We start from the raw sequence: 20,926 nt of genomic DNA, 5'->3' as shown, positions 1-20,926 counted from the left end.
CAGGGTATCTGGGCTCATCGGTTCTGGAAGCGGGTCTTAAGATGCGGGCCAGTGTAGCCGCGCCACCCTGGGAAACCGCCATGCTCGACAGACTGAACGCCATCTATCCCGTGCGGTACACCGCGCTCGCGCTGTGCGTGGTCTGCGCCCTGCTGAGCCTGTTCACCCTGGTCGGGTTCGGCATCGGCGGCTTCTGGTTCCTGCTCTTCACCGGTCTGGCGGTGCTGGGCGCCTGGGACCTGCGCCAGACCAAGAGCGCGGTGCTGCGCAACTACCCGGTGATCGGCCACCTGCGTTTCATGCTGGAAAAGATCCGGCCCGAGATGCGGCAGTACTTCATCGAAAGCGACACCGAGGCCACACCGTTCTCGCGCAGCCAGCGCAGCCTGGCCTACGCGCGCGCCAAGGACGAAACCGACAAGCGCCCCTTCGGCACCCAGCTCGATGTCACGGCCGACGGGCACGAATGGATCAACCATTCGCTGGCGCCCACGCACGTCGCCTCGCACGACTTCCGCCTGACCATCGGCGGTCCCGACTGCACGCAGCCCTACGAGGCCAGCGTGTTCAACATCTCGGCCATGAGCTTCGGCGCGCTCTCGGCCAACGCCATCCAGGCGCTCAACAGCGGCGCGAAACAGGGCGGCTTCGCCCACGACACCGGCGAAGGCTCGATCAGCAACTGGCACCGGCTGCACGGCGGCGACCTGGTCTGGGAGATCGGCTCGGGCTACTTCGGCTGCCGCGACGAACACGGCCGCTTCAACGCCGACCGCTTCAAGGCCAACGCGCTGGACCCGCAGGTGAAGATGATCGAGCTCAAGCTCAGCCAGGGCGCCAAACCGGGCCACGGCGGCGTGCTGCCCGGCCCCAAGGTCACGCCCGAGATCGCGGCGGCGCGCGGCGTGGCGGTCGGCCAGGACTGTGTCTCGCCCGCCGCCCACAGCGCCTTCTCGACGCCGATCGAGATGCTGCGCTTCATCGACCACCTGCGCGAGCTCTCGGGCGGCAAACCGACCGGTTTCAAGCTCTGCATCGGCCACCCCTGGGAATGGTTCGCCCTGGTCAAGGCCATGCTCGCCACCGGCATCACGCCCGACTTCATCGTCGTCGACGGCGCCGAGGGCGGCACCGGCGCCGCGCCGCTGGAATTCACCGACCACGTCGGCGCACCGCTGCAGGAAGGCCTGCGCCTGGTGCACAACACCCTGGTCGGCGTGAACCTGCGCGACCGCATCAAGATCGGCGCCTCCGGCAAGATCGTCAGTGCGTTCGACATCGCGCGCTCCATGGCGATCGGCGCCGACTGGTGCAACAGCGCGCGCGGCTTCATGTTCGCGCTCGGCTGCATCCAGGCCCAGACCTGCCACACCGGCCAGTGCCCGACCGGCGTCACCACGCAGGACCCGCTGCGCCAGCAGGCCCTGGTCGTGCCCGACAAGGCCACGCGCGTGCTGCACTTCCACCAGAACACCCTCAAGGCGCTGCAGGAGTTGGTCCAGGCCGCCGGACTGCAGCATCCGGGCGAGATCAGCGCCCACCACATCGTGCGCCGCGTCAACGAAAACGAAGTGCGGCTGCTGGCCAATTTGCTGCCGACCACGGCGCCGGGCGCCCTGCTGGGCGACCTGCAGGGCCAGCACGCGGTGTTCACCACCTACTGGCACCGCGCCCGCGCCGAACAGTTCGCACCGGCCTGAAGCCGGTCATCCCTTTCAAAGACATCCACGGAGAAACACGTGCCCAAATTCCTGAACGTCGGCGGCAACAGCAAGAAGATCCCCGTCCCCCCTTTCTACGCGGACTGGGAGCATGTCCTGCTGGACATCGACCCGCGCGGCAATCCCGACGTGGTGTGCGACGCCCGCACCCTGGAAACGCTGCCTGCGGCGACCTACGACTCGGTCTACTGCTCGCACAACCTGGAACACTATTTCCACCATGAGGCGCAGCAGGTGCTCAAGGGCTTCGCCCACGTGCTCAAGCCCGACGGCTTTGCCTTCGTCCGCGTGCCCGACATGCAGGAACTGATGGCGACCGTGGTCGAGCGCAAGCTGGACATCGACGACGTGCTCTACCAGTCGCCCGCCGGGCCGATCATGGTGCGCGACGTGATGTACGGCTACGGTGTCGAGATCGAGCGCAGCGGCAACCCCTACTACGCCCACAAGACCGGCTTCACCCGCCAGTCGCTGATCAAGATCCTGCGCGCCAACGGTTTCCCGATCGTCTTCACCGGCACCGGCCAGCTGGAAGTGCAGGCCTACGCCTTCAAGCAGCCGCCGTCCGAAGCGGTGGCGCAGCAGCTCAACCTGCCCGGTCGGCAGGCGGCCACTGCCGGCTGACCGTCGCACCCAGCCGCGCCAGCCGTTTGCCCATGCAGAGCACGGCCTTGTCCTTGCTCAGCAGCGTGGCCACGTGCGCCACGGCCAGGTCGATGAACTGCTGGTCGTCGGGGTCCTTGCAGGTGTAGGGCGCCTTGGGCGCAACCTCCACGATCTGGGCGCGCCCGTCGAACGCCGCCAGCACGGTCCCGGCATCCAGTGATCGGGCTTCCAGGCGCCTGACCACCTGCGGGTAGGCCAGCACCCGCCGCAGCTCCTCGCGCATCACCGAGGTGGCCAGCCAGCGGGCCTCTGCATCGGCCAGCCGCTCCCGCAGCGGCACCGTCGCCGGATCTTCGTAGACGAACAGGTCCAGCACGATGTTGGTGTCGAGCACCAGCACCGTCGACGCGGGAATCATGCCGATGGCTCGGCCGGCGCGCGGCGCGCGGTCAGGTCGAAGCGGAACAGCCGGCACTCGATCGGCCCGTTCCACAGCGGCACGCGGCGCGACTCCTTGAAGCGCATCTTGCCCGGCAGCTTGAGGTCGGGCGTGAGCAGCCAGGCGCTCCAGCCGGCGTAGTGGCTCTTCCAGTGCGTCGCCAGCTGCTGGAAGAAATCGCTGCCGTCGCTGCCATCGGCCATCTGCGCGCTCTCGCGGCCCAGGCCCGCCTCGGGCGCAGGTTTGGCGCCCACGGTGAAGGTGCGTGGCGCGCGGCCACCGCGCTCGACGGCGCGCTCCTGCGCATTCTGTCCGGCCACACCGGCGGCCGCGATGCGCTCGCCATAGGGCGGGTTCAGCAGCATCACGCCGGGTCGATCCGTCGGCGGCATGCGCTGCAGCGCGTCGCCGCCACGCAATTCCATCGCGAACGCCACGCCCGCGCGTTCGGCGTTGCGCTGCGCGAAGTCGACCATGCGGAACGCGACGTCGCTGCCGAACACGATGGGCTTGCGCCCGGCCGGCCAGTCGCGGCGCTGTTTCGCGGCCTCGTCCTTGAGCGCGTGCCAGACGTGCGGCTGGAACGGCAGCAGCTTCTCGAACGCAAAACGGCGCTGCAGGCCCGGCGCCACGTGCAGCGCGATCTGCGCCGCCTCGATCGCCACCGTGCCGCTGCCGCAGCAGGGGTCGTACAGCGGCACGATGTCGTCCAGCGTGGCCGCCTCGGCGCCGTTCCAGCCGGTCGCCGCGATCATGGCCGCCGCCAGGGTTTCCTTCAGCGGCGCATCGCCCTTGTCCTCGCGCCAGCCGCGCTTGAACAGCGGCTCGCCCGAGGTGTCGATGTAGAGGCTGACGGTGTCGGTGGTCAGGTGGGCGTAGAGCCGCACGTCGGGCCAGGTGGTGTCGACGCTGGGCCGCTCGCCGCGCCTGTCGCGAAAGCGGTCACAGACCGCGTCCTTGATCTTGAGCGCCGCGAAGTTCAGGCTCTTGAGCGGGCTGTGCTGCGCCGTGATCTCGACCTTGATGGTCTGCTGCGGCGTGAACCAGATTTCCCAGGCGATCTCGCCGGCGGCCTGGTACAGGTCGTTCTCGCTGCGGTAGCCGCCGTGCCAGAGCTGCACCAGCACGCGCTGCGCCAGCCGGCAATGCAGGTTGAGCTTGAGCGCGTCGCGCCACGAAGCCTGCAGCGCCACCCCGGCGCGCCACTTCTGCACCTCGGTCTCGCCGGTGATGCGCGTGACCTCGGCGGCCAGGTAGTCCTCCACGCCCGCGGCGCAGGGGAGGAAGAGTTGAAGCTGGTTCATGAATGGAAACCTAATGGACAAACACAGCACGTTCGGCACAGACCCCTTCCAGCGTGCACCACGGAACCGGCTTTGCCGGGCCGTTGGTGCAGCCCCCTGGGGGGTGACGCGAAGCGGCGCAGGGGGTTACAAAGCTTTGCGCAGGTTCGCGGGCGCGATGCGCAGCGCCTCGCGGTATTTCGCGACCGTGCGGCGCGCGCACTCGATGCCCTGCTCCTTGAGCAGGTCCGAGAGCTGGTTGTCCGACAGCGGCTTGGACGGTTCTTCGGACGCGATGAACTGCTTGAGCAGGGCGCGCACCGCCGTGCTCGACGCGTTGCCACCGGTCTCGGTGCCCAGGCTGGAGCCGAAGAAATACTTCAGCTCGTAGGTGCCGAACGGCGTGGCCATGTACTTGGCGGTGGTGACGCGGCTGATGGTCGATTCGTGCAGGCCCAGCTCGTCGGCGATCTCGCGCAGCACCAGCGGGCGCATCGCCAGTTCGCCGTGCATGAAGAAGTTGCGCTGGCGCTCGACGATGGCCGAGGACACGCGCAGGATGGTGTCGAAGCGCTGCTGGATGTTCTTGATGAACCAGCGTGCTTCCTGCAGGCGCTGCTGCATCGCGGCGTGACCGGCTTCGCCGCCACCGTCGCGGCCGCGCCCGCGCATGGCGTTCGCGTAGACGTCGTGCACCCGCAGGCGCGGCATGACCTCGGCGTTGAGCGTGACCTTGAAGCCGCGGCCGGCGCGCGTGACGATCACGTCGGGCACCACCACGTTGCGTTCGACATCGACAAAACGCCGGCCAGGCTTGGGCTCCAGCCGCGCGATCAGCGCCAGGCCGGAGCGCACGGCCTCGTCGTCCTGTCCGGTGCTCGCGCACAGGCGCTTGACATCGCGCTTGGCGATCAGCTCCAGCGGCTGCTCGCAGATCGCCAGCGCGGCCCGCGCCGCGGGCGTGTTGCGCAGTTCCAGGATCTGCAGCCGCAGGCATTCGCCCAGATCGCGGGCGCCGACGCCGGAGGGCTCCATCTGCTGCAGCCATTGCAGCGCCGTGCCCAGCCGCTGCTCGATCGCCTCGACTTCTTCGAACGGCGGTTCGGCTTCGGCCGGCGCCGAGGCGGTCAGGTGCCAGCAGGCCCGCGCCAGATCGTGCAGGCTCTCGTCGAGGTAACCGTCGTCGTTGAGCGACTCGATCAGGAAATACAGGGCCGCAGCATCTTCGTCCGACAGACGCAGGCAGCGCGCCTGCTCGTGCAGGTGGTCCTGCAGGCTGACCGGCTCGCGGGCCAGTTCGGCCGCGGTCGCGGTTTCGTCGTCGCCGCCGGACGCGTTGTTGTTGCGCGCCGGCGCGTCGCCGCCCCACTCGCTGTCGTCGGGCGCCATCTCGACCGTGCCGTCGCCTTCCCAGCTCTCTTCCACCGGGGACGCGCCGTCGAGCCGGCTCTCGACCTCGTCGGCGCCCCCGCTCTCGGACGACTCCGTGGACGAGCTGCGTGTGTCGGCGTCGGGCAGGCGCGGCTCCGGCGCGGTTTGTGCCGCCTCCGCCAGTTGGTCGGCGGCCACGACCGGCGCATCGGCAGCCTCGACGCCGAACTCTTCGCGTTCGGCCGTTTCTTCCCCGCGGTCGAGGAAAGGGTTCTCGTCGAGCATCTGCTCGACTTCCTGGGCCATTTCGAGCGTCGACAGCTGCAACAGCCGGATCGATTGCTGCAGCTGGGGGGTGAGGGCGAGATGCTGCGAGACCCGCAGCGAGAGACCTTGCTTCATCCGCTCAGGGCATCACATGCGGAAGTTTTCGCCGAGATAGACGCGGCGCACCTCGGCGTTCTCCACGATCTCGGCGGTGGTACCGCTGGCCAGCACCTGACCATCGCTGATGATGTAGGCGTGGTCGCAGATGCCCAGTGTCTCGCGCACGTTGTGGTCGGTGATCAGCACACCGATGCCACGCGACTTGAGAAAGCTGATGATGTGCTGGATTTCCAGCACCGCGATCGGGTCGATGCCGGCAAAGGGTTCGTCCAGCAGGATGAACCGCGGACGGGTCGCCAGCGCACGGGCGATCTCGACCCGGCGGCGCTCGCCGCCCGACAGCGCGGGCGCCGGCGAGAGACGCAGATGGTCCACCCGCAAGTCCTTGAGCAGCTCGTCGAGGCGGCCACGGATCTCGTCTTCCGACAGCCGCTCACCCTGCTCGTTGTGCTGCAACTCCAGCACGGCGCGCACGTTCTGCTCGACCGTGAGCTTGCGGAAGATCGACGCTTCCTGCGGCAGATAGCCCAGACCCAGTCGGGCGCGCCGGTGGATCGGCAGGGATTCGATGCGGGCGCCGTCGAGCAGGATCTCGCCGCCGTCGGCCCGCAGCAAGCCCACGATCATGTAGAACGACGTCGTCTTGCCGGCACCGTTGGGTCCGAGCAGCCCGACCACCTCGCCCTTGTCGACCGACAGCGAGACGTTCTTGACCACCTTGCGGCTGCCGTAGGCCTTCTTCAGACCATGGACCTCCAGGCGGCTCTGGCTCGCCACGGCGCCCGGTGGGCTGGCGGAGGTTCCGCTCACTTCTTGGGCTCGGTGATCTTGACGCTGGGGCGCAGCGTGGCCGGCTCGGCCGACGGCTGGGGAGGCGGCGTCTTGCCCGCTTTTTCCTCTTCGGGAATCGGCGTCAGCATGGCGCGCACACGGCCGGACGGGTTGGCCGCCGTCTTGCTCTCGGCGCCGCCCTTGACGGTGAAGACCTCGGTCTGGCTGTTGTAGAGGATCTCGCTGCCCACGCTCTGGTCATTGAGCTGCGTGCCACGGTAGCGGCGCAGCACGGCGCGGCCGGTGAACAGCACGGTCTGGGCCTTGCTGTCGTATTCGATGCGGTCGCCTTCGCCTTCGATCCACTCGTCCAGGGCTTCGCGCTTCTGGCGGAAGAATCCGGGGGTGGCGGGCGTGCCCACCAGCAGGCCGAGCTGGTTGCCCTGGGTATCCTGGCGCACGTCCAGCTTGGAGCCGCGCATCACGATCGTGCCCTTGGTCAGCACCACGTTGCCATTGAACACGCTGGTCTGGCGGTTCTCTTCGTAACGCAGGGCATCGGCCTCCACGTTCATGGGCTTGTCCTTGTCGGCTTTTTCCGCCTGCGCCGCCCAGGGGGACAGCAGGCCGGCGGCCGCAACAAACAACCAGGCGATCGGACGGGAGGGTTTGACGTGTTGGTGCATGGCTTTTGGGGGCACAGATCTTGCATTCATTGTAGCGGTGCCAAGCGCAATTCGTGCCCTTGACAAGAGACGATTCCTGTCCGGAAACGGCAAGGCCCGCGCAGGGCGGGCCTTGTGCGGTGCCGGCGGACCGACGATCAGCCCTTGCGGGCCTCGGCGATCAGCGAATCGGCCACCAGCAGGGTCTTGGGACCCTGGCCGGGGATGTAGAAACGCCCGGCGATGCCCAGGGCCGGCGTGCCCTCGACCTGGTAGGCGTCCTGCAGGCCGACGGCCTTCTGGGCCGACTTGACGGCCGCGCCGTCGTAGATGGCAGTGAACTTCTCGCGGTTGACGCCCTGTTTCTCCACCCAGGCCAGGATGGCCGGGGTCGTGGTCAGCGGCAGGCGCTCTTCGTGGTACGCCTTGAACACCTTGCCGTGCAGCTGCTCCAGCAGGCCCATGGCCTCGAGCGTGAAGTACAGGCGCTGCATCGGCACGAAGTTCTGGTTGAAGGCCACCGGCATGCGGCGCACGGTCACATGCGGCGGCTGCTTCTTGATCCACTCGCTGAACACCGGCTCGAAATTGAAGCAGTGGATGCAGCTGTAGGCGAAGAACTCGACCACTTCGACCTGGCCCGCCGGGCTGTCGGTGGGCGCCGGCTTGGCCAGCCTGGTGTAGTCCGTGCCTTCCTTGAAGGCCACGCGCTGGGCCAGGGCGGGCGACAGGCCCAGACCCGCCGCGGCGGCGGCACCGGCGGCCATCAGGCCGCGGGAAAATTCTCGACGTTGCATGGATTCAAACTCCTTGAAAAGACCCGGTTCAGGCTCGCCCGACCGGGAAAAGTTCCCCCGGGGCCGGCGCAGGCTCAGCGCTGCACCCGCACCAGCGCGGCTTCGACGCCATTGGTTTCGAGCTGCTCCCGCGTCGCGTCGGCCATGCCCTTCTGGTTGAAGGGCCCCATGCGGACCCGGTACACCTGACGCCCGTTCTGCTCGCGTTCGGTGATCGAGGCCTCCATGCCCAGCATGGCCAGGCGCGCCTTCTGCGCCTGCGCCTCTTCGGGCGACTTGAAGGCGCCGGCCTGGACAAAGTAGCTGAACGGATCGGCACCCGCGGCCGGTGCCGGATCGGCACCCGGCGCACCGGTCTTGGCCTTCACCAGATCGCCCAGCGGGTCGGCACCCGGCTTGGCAGACGCGGTGTCCTTGCCATCCTTGGCGGCATCGGGCTTGGCTGCGTCGGGCTTGGCGGCGTCTTTCCCGTCCTTGTTGTCCTTGCCATCCTTGGCCACGGCAGCGGCCTCGGTCTCCGTGGTCGCGGCGGGAGCCGGCGGCGTGGGCAGTGGCGGAGCCTTGTTGACCAGCCCGGCGTTCGGGTTCCAGCCCTTGTTGCGTTCGGCCTCGGCGGCATCTTCGGCCGGCTTGCGCGTCACGCCCCGGTCCACGAACGGCACCGGCACGCGGGTCACGTACACCGCCACCGACAGGGCCAGGCCCAGACCGATGAGCAGGCCGACCACGAAGCCGACCAGGGTTCCGCCGCCTTGCGCTTGCGCCTGAGAAAGAAGTTTTTTCATGGAATCGGGGGATCTCACATCTTCTGCGGGGCACTCACGCCCAGCACTGCCAAGCCATTGTGCAACACCTGCGCGGTCGCCCGGACCAGCGCCAGGCGCGCCAGCTTGACCGCTTCGTCGTCCACCAGGATGCGCTCGGCGTCGTAGTAGCTGTGGTACGCGGCGGCGAGTTCGCGCAGGTAGAAGGTCACATCGTGCGGCGCGAAGTCGGTGGCCGCCGAGGTCAGCATGGCCGGGTACTTGGCCAGCAGCAGCATCAGCGACTGCGCGGCCGGCGAGTCCAGCGGCGACAGGTCGACACCCGCCAGCGTGGCCGCGTCACCGCCCCACGAAGCCAGCACCGAGCAGATGCGCGCATGGGCGTACTGCACGTAATAGACCGGGTTGTCGTTGTTCTTCTGCACCGCCAGATCGACGTCGAAGGTGTATTCGGTGTCGGGCTTGCGGGACAGCAGGAAGAAGCGCACCGCGTCCTTGCTGGTCCATTCGATCAGGTCGCGCAGGGTCACGTAGCTGCCCGCGCGCTTGCTGATCTTGACCTCTTCGCCCCCACGCACCACACGCACCATGGTGTGCAGCACGTAGTCGGGGTAGCCCTCGGGGATGCCCACGCCCGCGGCCTGCAGGCCGGCGCGCACCCGCGCAATCGTGCCGTGGTGGTCGGTGCCCTGGATGTTGATGACCTTGCTGAAACCGCGTTCCCACTTGCTGATGTGGTAGGCCACGTCGGGCACGAAGTAGGTGTACGAACCGTCGCCCTTGCGCATGACGCGGTCCTTGTCGTCGCCGTAGTCGGTGGACTTGAGCCACAGTGCGCCGTCCTGCTCGTAGGTCTTGCCGGCCTCGACCAGTTTCTTCACCGTCGCGTCCACGCGGCCGCTGGTGTAGAGGCTGGATTCGAGGTAGTAGTGGTCGAACTTGACCTGGAAGGCCTGCAGGTCCAGGTCCTGTTCGTGGCGCAGGTAGGCCACGGCGAACTGGCGGATGCTGTCGAGGTCGTTCACGTCGCCGCTGGCGGTGAATTCGCGGTCGTCGGCGTGCACCGTTTTCTTCGCCAGGAAGTCGTTGGCGATGTCCTGGATGTAGTCGCCGTTGTAGGCCGCTTCGGGCCATTCGGCATCGCCCGGCTTGAAGCCCTTGGCGCGCAGCTGGGTGCTGGTGGCCAGGGTGCCGATCTGCACGCCCGCGTCGTTGTAATAGAACTCGCGGTGGACGTTCCAGCCCTGGGTGCTGTAGAGGCTGCAGATCGCATCGCCCAGCGCGGCCTGGCGGCCGTGGCCCACGTGCAGCGGGCCGGTGGGATTGGCGGAGACGAACTCGACCATCAGGCGCTGGCCGTTCGAAGGCTGGACTCCGAAGCCCTGCGCCGCCTCCAGCACCTCCCTGACGATCTGCTGCTTGGCCGCGGGCTTCAGGCGCAGGTTGAGGAAGCCGGGACCGGCGATCTCGATGTCGGCCACCCACTGCTGGTAGACCGGCAGGGCCAGCAGTGCGGCCTTGAGCGATTCACCGACCTGGCGCGGATTGAGCCTGAGCGGCTTGGCCAGCTGCATGGCGGCCGTGATGGCGTAGTCGCCATGGGCAGCGACCTTGGGCGATTCGAAGGCGGCCTTGTCGCCGGCGCCGGGCGTGAGCTGGTCCAGCGCATGAGCGAGGCCGGCCAGCAGTTCCTGTTTGATCTTGAGCATAGGGCAGCGATTTTAGGTGGCGGGCGGGCCGACACCGCCGGACGGTGCACTGGAAAACCCGGGGCGCCCCGTCAGAAAGCCTTAAGAAAAAAAGGTGTATCGTGCCTGCGCCCGATCCCGGGCTCATCCCTACCCAAAGGCAAGACATGAAACATCTGCTGACCCTGATCGCCCTGACTGGTTCCCTTTCCATGGCCATGGCCCAGACCGCAGCCCCCGCTGCTGCCCCGGCCAAGGCGCCTGCCGCGGCTCCTGCCGCTGCGGCAGCACCCGCCGCCAAGGCCCCGGCGGCCGCGCCCGCCGCCGCACCGGCTGCCGCCGCTGCAGCTGCCCCGGCCGCCGAAAAGAAGCCGACCGAGCAACAGAACCGCATGAAGACCTGCAACGCCGACCCGAAGGCCAAGGCCCTCAAGGGCGACGAGCGCAAGACCTTCATGAAGGGCTGCCTGTCCGGCGATGAAGCCGCCGCCGGTGGCAACAGCCAGCAGAACAAGATGAAGACCTGCAACGCCGACGCCAAGACCAAGGCACTCAAGGGCGACGAGCGCAAGAAGTTCATGAGCACCTGCCTCAAGGGCTGACCCCCCTGCGCCGCTGACGCGGCTTCCCCCCTGCTGCGCGGGGGGACCACACCTGCGGCCCGGCGAAGCCGGTTCCGCGGTGTGACTGGGCAAGGCACCTCGCTCCTGCTGCGCCTTGCCGTGCAGACCACTAGTTTGATTTCTGCGGCAGTGCGGCGTGCGCCGCGTCCTTGACCGCCTGTGTAAGCCGTTGTGCCGACAGCGGTTCGCGCGCCCAGTGTTGCCAGTACAGGGCCACGTCCACCGTCGCGCCCGGCAGCAGTTCCTGCATCCCGGGCCGCCCCGGCAGATGCTGTTCGGGCACCATGCCCCAGCCCAGTCCCAGTTCGATCGCTTTCTCGAAGGCGTCCACCGCCGGTGCGTAGTGGCGCGGGTAATTGGGCTGGCTCAGGCCGAAGTGCTGTTTCAGGAACGCGTCCTGCAAGGCATCCTTGCGGTTGAAGATGATGGCCGGCAGGGCCAGCAGCTGGTGCGGTGACACTGCACCGGAAGGCGTGCGGCACTGCGCGACCATTTCGGGCGCCGCCACGCAGCAGTAGCGCGCCACGCCGAGCGGTTCGGCCACGCAGCCGCGCATCGGCTCGGCCAGCGCCGTCACGCAACCGATCACATCGCCACTGCGCAGCAGCGCGTGCGTGTGGTCCTGGTCGTCGATCACCACATCCAGCAACAGGCGGTGCCGCTGCAGCAGCGGCGCCACGCCGGGCAGGAACCAGCCGGAGACCGAATCGGCGTTGATCGCCACGCTCAGGCTCTGCCAGCCATCGCCGGCCCGCGCCGCATCGCCGCGCAGTCCGGCCAGCAGATCGGTCTCCATCAGCCGCACCTGCTTCACATGCGCCAGCAAGGCCTGCCCGGCCACGGTCGGACGCACCGTCTTGCCGCGCACCAGCAGGCGCTGGCCCAGTTGCTCTTCCAGCGACTTGATGCGCAACGACACCGCCGCCAGGGTCAGGTTCAGCGCCTGGGCGGCCGGCCCGAAACCGCCGTGTTCGACCACGGCGGCCAGGGCATCGAGGGGGCGGGCGTCTAGCATGAATCAATTATTTCTTGAGTGATCTCATTTTAAGTTGAATCCATTTAACAAAAGACCGGAAAGGCACACACTGCCGCCATCGCATTCCTTCTTTCCACGGATTCCAGAACCATGACCCTCGCTTTTCCCACCTTCACCTCCGGCATGGTGCTGAGCCTCTCGCTGATCATGGCGATCGGCCCGCAGAACGCGCATGTGCTGCGCATGGGCCTGCAGCGCCAGCACCTCTGGCTCACCGTGGCCGTCTGCGCGCTGGCCGACGTCGTGCTGATCTCGCTGGGCGTGCTGGGTCTGGCCCAGCTCGGCGGCCTGTCGGACAAGCTGCTGGGCGCGCTGGTCGGCGCGGGTGTGCTGTTCCTGGGGGTGTACGGCTGGCAGGCGTTCCAGCGCTTCCTCCATCCGCGCCAGCCCGCCGAGGCCTCCCAGGGTCACCACACCCCCGCCCCGGTGACGCAGCGCCAGGCCATCCTGTCGGCGCTGGCGTTCTCCTGGCTCAACCCGCACGCCTGGCTGGACACCGCCGTGCTGATCGGCACCGCCTCGCTGGCCTACGGCCAGGGCAGCAAGGTGTTCGGCCTGGGCGCCGCCACCGGCTCGCTGGTGTGGTTCCTGCTGCTGGGCGCCGCCGCCTTCTGGCTCGGACGCCGGCTGAATTCGCTGCACATCTGGCGTGTGCTGGACGGCGCGGTTGCGCTGATGATGTGGGGCACGGCCGCCTGGCTGCTGGCCGGACTGATCTGACCGAAGGAGCTGCGATGACCACCACCCGCCCCGCCGACGCCCCCGTCACCATCTTCGGCCCGGACTTCCCTTTCGCCTACGACGACTGGCTGGCGCACCCGCAGGGCCTGGCCACGCTGCCGGCCAGCGCGCACGGCACCGAGGTCGCGATCGTCGGCGCCGGTATGGCCGGCATGACCGCGGCCTACGAGCTGATGAAGCTCGGCCTCAAGCCCGTCATCTATGAAGCCTCGCGCATGGGCGGGCGCCTGCGCTCGCAACCCTTCGAAGGCGGCCAGGGCGTGGTGGCCGAGCTGGGCGGCATGCGCTTCCCGGCCTCATCCACTGCCTTCTTCCACTACGTGAACCTGCTGGGCCTGCAGACGAAACCCTTCCCCAACCCGCTCACGCCCGCCGCGGGCAGCACCGTGGTCGACCTGGAAGGCCAGACGCACTACGCGCGCACGCTGGCCGACCTGCCGCCGCTGTTTGCCGAGGTGGCCGAGGCCTGGGCGGGCGCGCTGGCAGAGCTGGGTTTCGGCGACCTGCAGCAGGCGCTGCGCCAGCGCGATGTGCCGACGCTGAAGGCGCTGTGGGACCGCCTCGTGCCGCTCTGGGACGACCGCACCTTCTACGACTTCGTCGCGCAGTCCGACGCGTTCTCGAAGCTCTCGTTCCGCCACCGCGAGGTGTTCGGCCAGGTCGGCTTCGGCACCGGCGGCTGGGACTCGGACTTTCCCAACACCATGCTGGAAATCCTGCGCGTGGTGCTGACCGGCTGCGACGAAGACCAGCACCTGATCGTGGGCGGCGTGCAGCAGGTGCCGCTGGGTCTGTGGGCGCACGCGCCCGCGCAAATCGCGCACTGGCCGGCCGGCACCACGCTGGCCCGCCTGCACGGTGGCGCCACGCGGCCGGGCGTCACCGCCATCCGGCGCGTGAAAGAGGGCGAAGCCGCCGGCCAGCTGGCCATCACCGACAGCTGGGGCACCGAGCGCCGCTACCCCGCCGTGCTGGTGACCTGCCAAAGCTGGCTGCTGACCACGCAGATCGCGGTCGAAGAATCGCTGTTCTCGCAGAAGCTGTGGATGGCGCTGGACCGCACCCGCTACATGCAGTCGAGCAAGACCTTCGTGATGGTCGACCGCCCGTTCTGGAAGGACCTGGACCCCGCCACCGGCCGCGACACGATGAGCATGACGCTGACCGACCGGCTCACGCGTGGCACCTACCTGTTCGACCACGGGCCGGACCAGCCGGCCGTGATGTGCCTCTCCTACGCGTGGATGAGCGACGCGCTCAAGATGCTGCCGCACCCGCCCGCCCGGCGCGTGCAGCTGGCGCTGGACGCGCTGCGCAAGATCTATCCCACGGTGGACATCGCCGGCCACATCGTCGGCGACCCGATCACGATTTCGTGGGAAGCCGACCCCTATTTCCTCGGCGCCTTCAAGGGCGCCCTGCCCGGCCACTACCGCTACAACCAGCGCATGTACGGCCACTTCATGCAGGACACGCTGCCCGCCGCCGAGCGCGGCATCTTCCTGGCCGGCGACGACATCTCGTTCACGCCGGCGTGGGTCGAGGGCGCGGTGCAGACCTCGCTGAACGCGGTCTGGGGCATCGTCCACCAGCTGGGCGGGCGCTGCGCGGCCGACAACCCCGGGCCGGGCGAACTGTTTCCAAGCCTTGGCCCGGTGGCCCTGGCGGACTGACACGATGAAAGACCTGACGCTGGCGCTCTGGCAGACGCCGTACGCACCCACCGTGGCCGCGGCCCTGCAAGGGCTGGACGACACGGCCGCTCAGGCGCGCGCGCAAGGCGCCGACCTGCTGGTCTGCCCCGAGATGGGCCTGACCGGTTATGCCATCGGGCCCGAGCGCGTGGCGGCGCTGGCCGAACCGGCCGACGGCCCGCTGGCCCACGCGGTCGCCCGCATCGCGCGCCGCCACCGCATCGCCATCGTCTACGGCTACCCGGAACAGCACCCGGGCGGCGACCGCCCGTTCAACGCCACCCAGTGCATCGCCGCCAACGGGCGGCGCATCGGCCAGCACCGCAAGACCCACCTCTTCGGCGACATGGACCGTGCGCAGTTCAGCGCAGGCGACGTGCCGTCGGCACCGTTCGCCTGGCGCGGCTGGCGCCTGGGCCTGCTGATCTGCTACGACGTGGAGTTTCCCGATACCGTGCAAGCGCTGGCGCGGCAGGGGCTGGACGCCTTGCTGGTGCCGACGGCCAACATGCGCGAATTCGACGAGGTGCCCTTGCAGATGGTGCCCGCGCGGGCCGGCGACAACGGCATCGCCGTGGCCTATGCCAACGCGTGCGGACGCGAACCGGGCCTGCACTATGGTGGGCTCAGCACGGTCGCGGCCCCGGATGGCACGTGCCTGGCGCGCGCGGGGCGCCGTGCCAGCCTGCTGGTCACGGCGCTGCGCGCCCGCGGTCAGAAGTAGGCCGCGTCCGGTGCCTGCGAACGGACGAAATCGATCACCGAGCCCGCCTGCACATTGGTGAACAGCGCGTTGTCCGCGGTGCCGCAGTTCGCGGTGGTGCCGGTCGAGGTGATGCCGACCACGCCCGAGCGGCCGCCCACCGATCGGAAGGCCGGCCCACCGGAGTCGCCGCCGCAGGTGTTGGCGCCGCTGCCGCCAAAGGTGTAGCCCACGCTCACGCCGTCGACCAGGCCCAGCGTCGCCGCACCGACGACCAGGTCGAACCCGGGCTCGCCCCAGCCGGCGATGAAGACCGTCTGACCGGCGGCCGAAGGCTCGCTGACCAGGATGCCCATGGTGGAATTGGGCAGCGGGGCCGACAGGAAGATCACCGCCACGTCGTTGATCAGCGCCGTCGGCGTTCGCTGGAAGCCTGGGTGCACGCTCCAGCTGCTGGCGGGAATGCCCACCACCGAACCATCCGCGCCCCAGGCGCCGGCCAGCACCTGGCCGGTGCCGGCGGGCAGGCAGTGCGCCGCCGTCAGGACCTTGGTCGGCGTGATCAGGGTGCCGGAACAACGGAACAGCGAGCCCCCGATCTCCATCTGCAGCAGGATGACCGACGAGGCCTCCGGCTGCGCGCAGGCGGTGCCGTTGTAGATCTTGGGCTGGGTCCCGATGCTGTTGCACAGGGTCTGCGCACTGGGCGCGTCGCTGCCACCACCGCCGCAGGCCGCCAGCACCACCATCACCACGCAGGCCAGCAGCCCGCCAATCCAACGCTTCATGAAACCTCCCTTGGAACAGACAACAAAAGTGTTTGCAATGTAGCGCCAAACGGCGGCGGCATCAGCCCCTGGCACCGGCCCAGAAATCGGGCTGGGCGTAATGGTGCTTGAGGAAATCGATCCACAGCCGCACCCGCAGCGCCAGGTGCTTGCGCTGCGGGAACAGCGCGTAGATGCCGTTGGGCGGCGCGGCGAATTCGTCCAGGACGGTCTCCAGCCGCCCGGCCGCGATGTCGGCCTCGACCTCCCAGGTGCTGCGCCAGGCGATGCCGTAACCCGCCAGGCACCATTCGCGCAGCACCTGCCCGTCGGAACAGTCCAGCGGGCCGCCGGGGCGCAGGTGCACGATGTCGGCGTCCGCGGGCCCCGCGTCGCCCGCGGCCGCCTCGCCACGGTTCACGCGAAACGCCCAGCCCCGCGTCTGCGAGGCATCCGACGACAGGGTCAGGCAGTCGAAGTGCGCCAGATCGGCCGGCGTGCTCGGTCGGCCGTGCCGCTGCAGATAGGAAGGTGCGGCCACACACATGCGCCGGTTGTCGGCCAGCCGCACGCTCACCAGCGAGGAGTCGGGCAGGTCCCCCACCCGCACCGCGCAGTCGTAGCCCTCGCCCGCCACATCGACCACGCGGTCGCTGAGGTTGAGCGAGAAACTGACTTCGGGATGCAGTTCGCGGAACCGCGGCACCAGCGGCGCCACATGGCGGCGACCGAAACCGGCCGGCGCGGTCACGCGCAAATGGCCCGAGGCCTTGACACCGCCCGCGCTCACGCTGGCTTCCGCGTTGGCCAGGTCGGTCAGCAGTCGCTGGCAGTCTTCGAGAAAGGCGCTGCCCTCGTGGGTCAGCGAGATGCGCCGTGTGGTGCGCACCATGAGCTTGACACCCAGGCGCGCCTCCAGCGCATCCAGCCGCCGGCCGATGATGGCCGGGGCCACACCTTCGGCCTTGGCGGCGGCCGTGAGGCTGCCGCGCGTGGCGACCGAGGCGAAGGTTTCGAGCTGCTTGAGCTTGTCCATGGGACCGCAGATTACCCCATCAAAAGGAGGCAATCAACGGATCTAACCCATGGATCTTTTACCGAATCGTGATGCCCGGCGACTCAGTTGCACTGGGCTTCGAGGTTCGGCACCGGCGAGCAGCCCGTGCCGCCCTTGGCCGAGCAGGCACTGTTGGCCGCCGTCTGGGCGTCGAAGGCGGTGTTGCCCGCTCCCGCGGCAATCACCCAGCCACCACTGGCGTTCAGCCCTTCCGAGGCAGCCCCGCATTCCTCGAACTGCAGGATCACCGTGCAGTCGCTGGCATCGCACTTGTCCCGTGCCGCGTCGTTGGCGCTCGACTGGGTCAGCGCCTCCGAGGAAATCGCAAGCTTCTTGGTCGACACGCTGACCGCGACCGCGCCGTAGCCATTGCTGTCACCGCCACCACCGCAGGCCACGAGCACCGCCGCAGCCATCAGCGCCGCACCCCAGGTCCAGACTCTCTTCATGGGAAACCTCCACCGGATTCAATTGATCAAGGTGACCGCCGGATGCAGCCACGGCAAACAGTCTATGTCAGCCGGACAGCCGCGTCTTGGTCCAGATCGCAAGCAGGTGTGACTCAGTGGCCCCATCCCCTGGGCAGGCCGGCCTCGGGCGTCATGCCGTAGACCGGTTCACCGGGCAGGCCGGTCTGGAGTGGCTCGCGCGCCGCCAGGAGCTTCGGGATGTCGACACCGGTGGACAGCCCCATGGCCTCGAACATGAAGACCAGGTCTTCGGTGACCACGTTGCCGCTGGCGCCGGGCGCGTAGGGGCAACCGCCCAGGCCGCCGAGCGAACTGTCGAAGCTGCGCACGCCGACGTCGTATGCCGCCAGGCAGTTGGCCAGACCCAGGCCGCGCGTGTTGTGCATGTGGGCCGCACCGGCCCGGTCGCCCAGCTCGGCGCGCAGGCGGGTGAACAGGCGCCGCACCTGCGCCGGGTTGGCCATGCCGGTGGTGTCGGACAGGCCGACCTCGTCCACGCCGGCCTGCACGCAGGCCAGGGCCAGCGCGATCACCTCGTCTTCGGCCACCGCGCCCTGCAGCGTGCAGCCGAAGGCGGTGGACAGGCCGACCTCCACCGGCACGCCGGGCGCGACCTCGTTGCGCAGCGCGACCACTTCGCGCAGCTCTGCGACCATCTGCTGGCGCGTCTTGCGCACGTTGGCCAGCGAATGCGCCTCGCTGGCCGAGACCGGCAGGGTGAGCTTGTGCACGCCCGCGGCCAGTGCGGCCTCGGCGCCACGCCGGTTGGGCACCAGGGCCATCACGGTCAGGCTCGGCAGCGTGATGGCGTGGCGCACCACCTCGGCCACGTCGGCCATCTGCGGCAGCAGCTTCGCGGGCACGAAGGAGCCGACCTCGATCTCGCGCAGGCCGGCGGCGGCCAGCGCGTTGATCCAGCTGCACTTGTCGGCCGTGGGCATGGTGGCCTTGACGGACTGCAGTCCGTCGCGCGGACCGACTTCGCTGATGTGGATGTCCGGGGTCTTCATGCCGGCCTCACGCCACCGCCGCCTGCTGGCGCAGACGCTGGATGTCGGACGCCCCATAGCCCAGGCCGTGCAGCAACTCGGTGGTGTGCGCGCCCATGGCGGGCGGGTCCAGCCGCACGCCCGGCCGCTGGCCGTCCAGCGTGAACGGGAACAGCGTGGTCTTGACGGTCTGGCCGGCGCGTTCGCCGTCGGGCAGGGTGATGTCGGCCAGGCCGCCGGTGGCCAGCAGGTGCTCGTCGTCGTACAGCTCCTCGGGCTTGCGGATCGGCGCGAACGGCAGCCCCACCTTTTCGAACAGCGCCGCCAGATCGGCCGCGCGCCAGGCCGCCAGCCGCTCGCGCAGGATGGGCAGCAGCGTCGGCCGCAGCCGCACGCGGGCGTTGTTGTCGGGGTACTGCGGGTCGGCCTTGAGGTCGGCGAAACCCAGCGCATCGCAGAAGGTGGCCCACTGCGGATCGCTGACCGCGGCCAGGAAGATCTGCTCACCGTCTTTCACCGTGAACACGTCGTACACCGCCCAGGCCGAGATGCGTTCGGGCATCGGTGCAGCGGGCTTTCCGGTGATGGCGTACTGCAGCATGTGCTGGCCGACCAGGAACACGTTGTTCTCGAACAGCGCGCTCTGCACCTCCTGGCCCTTGCCGGTGATGCCGCGCTGGATCAGCGCGCCCAGCGCGCCGATGGCGCCGAACATGCCGCCCATGATGTCGTTCACGCTGGTGCCCGCGCGCAGCGGGTCGCCCGGCCGGCCGGTCATGTAGGCAAGGCCACCCATCATCTGCACCACCTCGTCCAGCGCGGTGCGGTGGTCGTACGGCCCGGGCAGGAAGCCCTTGAGGCTGATGTAGATGCAGCGCGGGTTGACCTGCGAGAGCGCGGCGTAGTCCAGCCCGTACTTGCCCATGGTGCCGGGCTTGAAGTTCTCGGCCACCACGTCGGCGCTGGCGGCCAGGCGGCGCGCCACCTCGGCGCCCTCGGCCTGGCGCAGGTCGATCGCGATGCTCTTCTTGTTGCGGTTGAACAGCGGGAAGAAACCGGCGCCCGAGCCCAGCAGGTGGCGGGTGCGGTCGCCCTCGATCGGCTCGACCTTGATGGTCTCGGCGCCCATGTCGGCCAGCACCATGCCGCAGGTCGGCCCCATGACCATGTGGGTGAATTCAACGACGCGCAACCCGTCGAGGGGCAGCGCGGGGGAAGGGGCCGTGTGGCCCCCGGCGATGGGGTTCATGCAATGTCTCCGTTCCGGGGGCCTCGGTGTCTGCCCCGGTGGATGGGAAGTTTAGGCTTTACCAAAATCAGTCAAAGCGGTATTTTTGCCGTCATGGTTTTCCATTTGGGAAAATCTCAAACCATGCACGACCTCGATCTCACCAACCTGCGGCTGTTCGTGGCCGTCTGCGACCACCGCAACATTGTCCGCGCCGCCGCCGAGGCCCACCTGACCGCCAGCGCGGTCAGCAAGCGCGTGGCCCAGCTGGAGGCCCGGCTGGGCACACCGCTGCTGACCCGACGCCGGCACGGCGTGGAGCCGACGCCGGCCGGCGAGAGCCTGCGCGAGCACGCGCGGGAGCTGTTGCTCGGGGCCCAGCGCATCGAGCGCGACATGGCGGCTTTCGCCGCCGGGGTGCGGGGGCAGGTGCGCCTGCTGGCCACCACCTCGGTGATGGCCGCGCACCTGGCCGACGACGTGGCCGCCTTCCTGGCCCAGCCAGCCCACGGCGGCATCCGCGTGGAGCTGGAGGCGCGGTCGAGCGCGCAGGTGGTGCAGGGCATCCGCGACGGCGTGGCCTCGCTGGGGATCTGCTGGCACAGCCCGCACGGCGCCGACCTGGGCGGCCTGGCGCAGGTGCCCTACCGGAGCGACCGGCTGGGGCTGGTGGTGCCCCGCGGGCACGAACTCGCCGGCCACGAACGGCTGCGGCTGGCGCAGGCGTTGGACTGCGACTACGTGGGCCTGCCGGTGGACAGCGCGGTGCAGGCGCTGATGGTGCGCGCGGCGGCCGAACTGGGCCGGTCGCTGCGCTACCGCATGATCGTGACCGACTTCGAGGCGGCCTTGCACGTGGTGCGCGCGCGCCTGGCGGTCAGCGTGATGCCGGTCGACGTGGCGCTCCCCCGCGCCGCGGACTACGGGCTGGCCGTGATTCCGCTGGAGGAAGACTGGGCCGACCGCCGGTTTGCGATGTGCTTCCGGAACGAGAACGACCTGACCCCGGCGGCCCGCCTGCTGCGGGACCACCTGGCGCTCCAGGCGGCCCCGGCGATCGACTGATTACACTCAAAAAAGTCACAGATAAATCAAAAATTAGCCCATCAATCAGAAGACAGGTATC

At 68.9% G+C, this 20,926-nt stretch carries 21 protein-coding genes; 7 read left to right on the top strand and 14 right to left on the bottom strand.

The features are described 5' to 3' along the window. The first annotated feature begins 80 nt into the window (after window positions 1–80). Both ACS5NL_RS02535 and ACS5NL_RS02530 read left to right on the top strand, forming a co-directional pair. Entirely contained in the window at window positions 81–1,700 is a 1,620-nt protein-coding gene (locus tag ACS5NL_RS02535; RefSeq protein ID WP_439352007.1) for an FMN-binding glutamate synthase family protein, read from the top strand. Between the two features lie 39 nt (window positions 1,701–1,739). Continuing rightward, entirely contained in the window at window positions 1,740–2,345 is a 606-nt protein-coding gene (locus ACS5NL_RS02530) for a class I SAM-dependent methyltransferase (RefSeq protein ID WP_439352006.1), read from the top strand. Here ACS5NL_RS02530 and ACS5NL_RS02525 read toward each other — a convergent pair. The 8 genes from ACS5NL_RS02525 to argS all read right to left on the bottom strand — a co-directional run bounded on the left by ACS5NL_RS02525 (window position 2,308) and on the right by argS (window position 10,513). Continuing rightward, the gene (locus tag ACS5NL_RS02525) at window positions 2,308–2,745 is read right to left on the bottom strand and encodes a putative toxin-antitoxin system toxin component, PIN family (RefSeq protein ID WP_439352005.1); all 438 of its coding nucleotides are present in this window, start codon (window positions 2,743–2,745) and stop codon (window positions 2,308–2,310) included. The two genes, ACS5NL_RS02530 and ACS5NL_RS02525, sit on opposite strands and share 38 nt — an antisense overlap. Continuing rightward, the gene (locus tag ACS5NL_RS02520) at window positions 2,742–4,070 is read right to left on the bottom strand and encodes a THUMP domain-containing class I SAM-dependent RNA methyltransferase (RefSeq protein ID WP_439352004.1); all 1,329 of its coding nucleotides are present in this window, start codon (window positions 4,068–4,070) and stop codon (window positions 2,742–2,744) included. The genes ACS5NL_RS02525 and ACS5NL_RS02520 overlap by 4 nt, the downstream gene beginning before the upstream one ends. A gap of 126 nt (window positions 4,071–4,196) precedes the next feature. Next, complete coding sequence (locus ACS5NL_RS02515) at window positions 4,197–5,822, bottom strand: RNA polymerase factor sigma-54 (protein ID WP_439352003.1); 1,626 nt, start codon at window positions 5,820–5,822, stop codon at window positions 4,197–4,199. 12 nt (window positions 5,823–5,834) lie between these two features. Further along, window positions 5,835–6,617 (bottom strand): LPS export ABC transporter ATP-binding protein, encoded by a 783-nt coding sequence (gene lptB, locus ACS5NL_RS02510; protein WP_439352002.1) that lies wholly within the window; start codon window positions 6,615–6,617, stop codon window positions 5,835–5,837. Then, window positions 6,614–7,264 (bottom strand): lipopolysaccharide transport periplasmic protein LptA, encoded by a 651-nt coding sequence (gene lptA / locus ACS5NL_RS02505; RefSeq protein ID WP_439352001.1) that lies wholly within the window; start codon window positions 7,262–7,264, stop codon window positions 6,614–6,616. Before lptA ends, lptB begins: the two co-directional genes overlap by 4 nt. Window positions 7,265–7,401: 137 nt before the next feature. Beyond that, window positions 7,402–8,040, bottom strand: coding sequence for a thiol:disulfide interchange protein DsbA/DsbL (locus ACS5NL_RS02500; RefSeq protein WP_439352000.1), 639 nt, complete (start codon window positions 8,038–8,040; stop codon window positions 7,402–7,404). Window positions 8,041–8,114: 74 nt separating this feature from the next. Next, window positions 8,115–8,825: an SPOR domain-containing protein gene (locus tag ACS5NL_RS02495; protein WP_439351999.1), complete on the bottom strand. Its 711-nt coding sequence runs from the start codon at window positions 8,823–8,825 to the stop codon at window positions 8,115–8,117. Window positions 8,826–8,839: 14 nt separating this feature from the next. Beyond that, on the bottom strand, window positions 8,840–10,513 hold the full coding sequence (gene argS, locus ACS5NL_RS02490; protein ID WP_439351998.1) for an arginine--tRNA ligase: 1,674 nt from the start codon (window positions 10,511–10,513) through the stop codon (window positions 8,840–8,842). 146 nt (window positions 10,514–10,659) lie between these two features. Here argS and ACS5NL_RS02485 point away from each other — a divergent pair, with 146 nt between their 5' ends. After that, the gene (locus ACS5NL_RS02485; protein WP_439351997.1) at window positions 10,660–11,094 is read left to right on the top strand and encodes a PsiF family protein; all 435 of its coding nucleotides are present in this window, start codon (window positions 10,660–10,662) and stop codon (window positions 11,092–11,094) included. A 130-nt stretch (window positions 11,095–11,224) separates the two neighbouring features. Here the strand turns inward: ACS5NL_RS02485 and ACS5NL_RS02480 are convergent, their stop codons facing one another. Next, window positions 11,225–12,130, bottom strand: a complete 906-nt coding sequence (locus tag ACS5NL_RS02480) for an HTH-type transcriptional regulator ArgP (RefSeq protein ID WP_439351996.1) — start codon at window positions 12,128–12,130, stop codon at window positions 11,225–11,227. 111 nt (window positions 12,131–12,241) lie between these two features. On the opposite strand from ACS5NL_RS02480, the gene ACS5NL_RS02475 reads away from it, so the two are divergent. From ACS5NL_RS02475 to ACS5NL_RS02465, 3 genes are read left to right on the top strand one after another with little or no spacing between them, the layout of a single operon-like run. Further along, complete coding sequence (locus ACS5NL_RS02475; protein WP_439351995.1) at window positions 12,242–12,871, top strand: LysE/ArgO family amino acid transporter; 630 nt, start codon at window positions 12,242–12,244, stop codon at window positions 12,869–12,871. Window positions 12,872–12,885: 14 nt separating this feature from the next. Further along, complete coding sequence (locus ACS5NL_RS02470) at window positions 12,886–14,565, top strand: flavin monoamine oxidase family protein (RefSeq protein WP_439351994.1); 1,680 nt, start codon at window positions 12,886–12,888, stop codon at window positions 14,563–14,565. Window positions 14,566–14,569: 4 nt separating this feature from the next. Beyond that, window positions 14,570–15,310, top strand: coding sequence for a carbon-nitrogen hydrolase family protein (locus ACS5NL_RS02465; RefSeq protein WP_439351993.1), 741 nt, complete (start codon window positions 14,570–14,572; stop codon window positions 15,308–15,310). On the opposite strand, the gene ACS5NL_RS02460 is transcribed toward ACS5NL_RS02465, so the two are convergent. The 5 genes from ACS5NL_RS02460 to ACS5NL_RS02440 form a co-directional block, all read right to left on the bottom strand. Then, window positions 15,301–16,077, bottom strand: coding sequence for a S1 family peptidase (locus tag ACS5NL_RS02460; RefSeq protein WP_439351992.1), 777 nt, complete (start codon window positions 16,075–16,077; stop codon window positions 15,301–15,303). The two genes, ACS5NL_RS02465 and ACS5NL_RS02460, sit on opposite strands and share 10 nt — an antisense overlap. A 61-nt stretch (window positions 16,078–16,138) precedes the next feature. Next, window positions 16,139–17,092 carry a LysR family transcriptional regulator gene (locus tag ACS5NL_RS02455; protein WP_439351991.1) on the bottom strand — a complete coding sequence of 318 codons (954 nt, stop codon included), beginning with the start codon at window positions 17,090–17,092 and terminating at the stop codon, window positions 16,139–16,141. A gap of 83 nt (window positions 17,093–17,175) precedes the next feature. After that, window positions 17,176–17,562 carry a DUF4189 domain-containing protein gene (locus tag ACS5NL_RS02450; RefSeq protein WP_439351990.1) on the bottom strand — a complete coding sequence of 129 codons (387 nt, stop codon included), beginning with the start codon at window positions 17,560–17,562 and terminating at the stop codon, window positions 17,176–17,178. 113 nt (window positions 17,563–17,675) lie between these two features. Next, complete coding sequence (locus ACS5NL_RS02445; protein ID WP_439351989.1) at window positions 17,676–18,593, bottom strand: hydroxymethylglutaryl-CoA lyase; 918 nt, start codon at window positions 18,591–18,593, stop codon at window positions 17,676–17,678. Between the two features lie 7 nt (window positions 18,594–18,600). Continuing rightward, window positions 18,601–19,821, bottom strand: coding sequence for a CaiB/BaiF CoA transferase family protein (locus ACS5NL_RS02440; RefSeq protein WP_439351988.1), 1,221 nt, complete (start codon window positions 19,819–19,821; stop codon window positions 18,601–18,603). Window positions 19,822–19,944: 123 nt separating this feature from the next. Between ACS5NL_RS02440 and ACS5NL_RS02435 the strand changes: the two genes are divergently transcribed. Next, window positions 19,945–20,865, top strand: a complete 921-nt coding sequence (locus tag ACS5NL_RS02435) for a LysR family transcriptional regulator (RefSeq protein WP_439351987.1) — start codon at window positions 19,945–19,947, stop codon at window positions 20,863–20,865. Window positions 20,866–20,926: the final 61 nt, after the last annotated feature.

The sequence above is a fragment of the Hydrogenophaga sedimenti genome (assembly GCF_051857515.1).
Classification (GTDB): Bacteria; Pseudomonadota; Gammaproteobacteria; order Burkholderiales; family Burkholderiaceae_C; genus Hydrogenophaga.
This window is presented reverse-complemented; position numbering and strand designations above follow the sequence as displayed.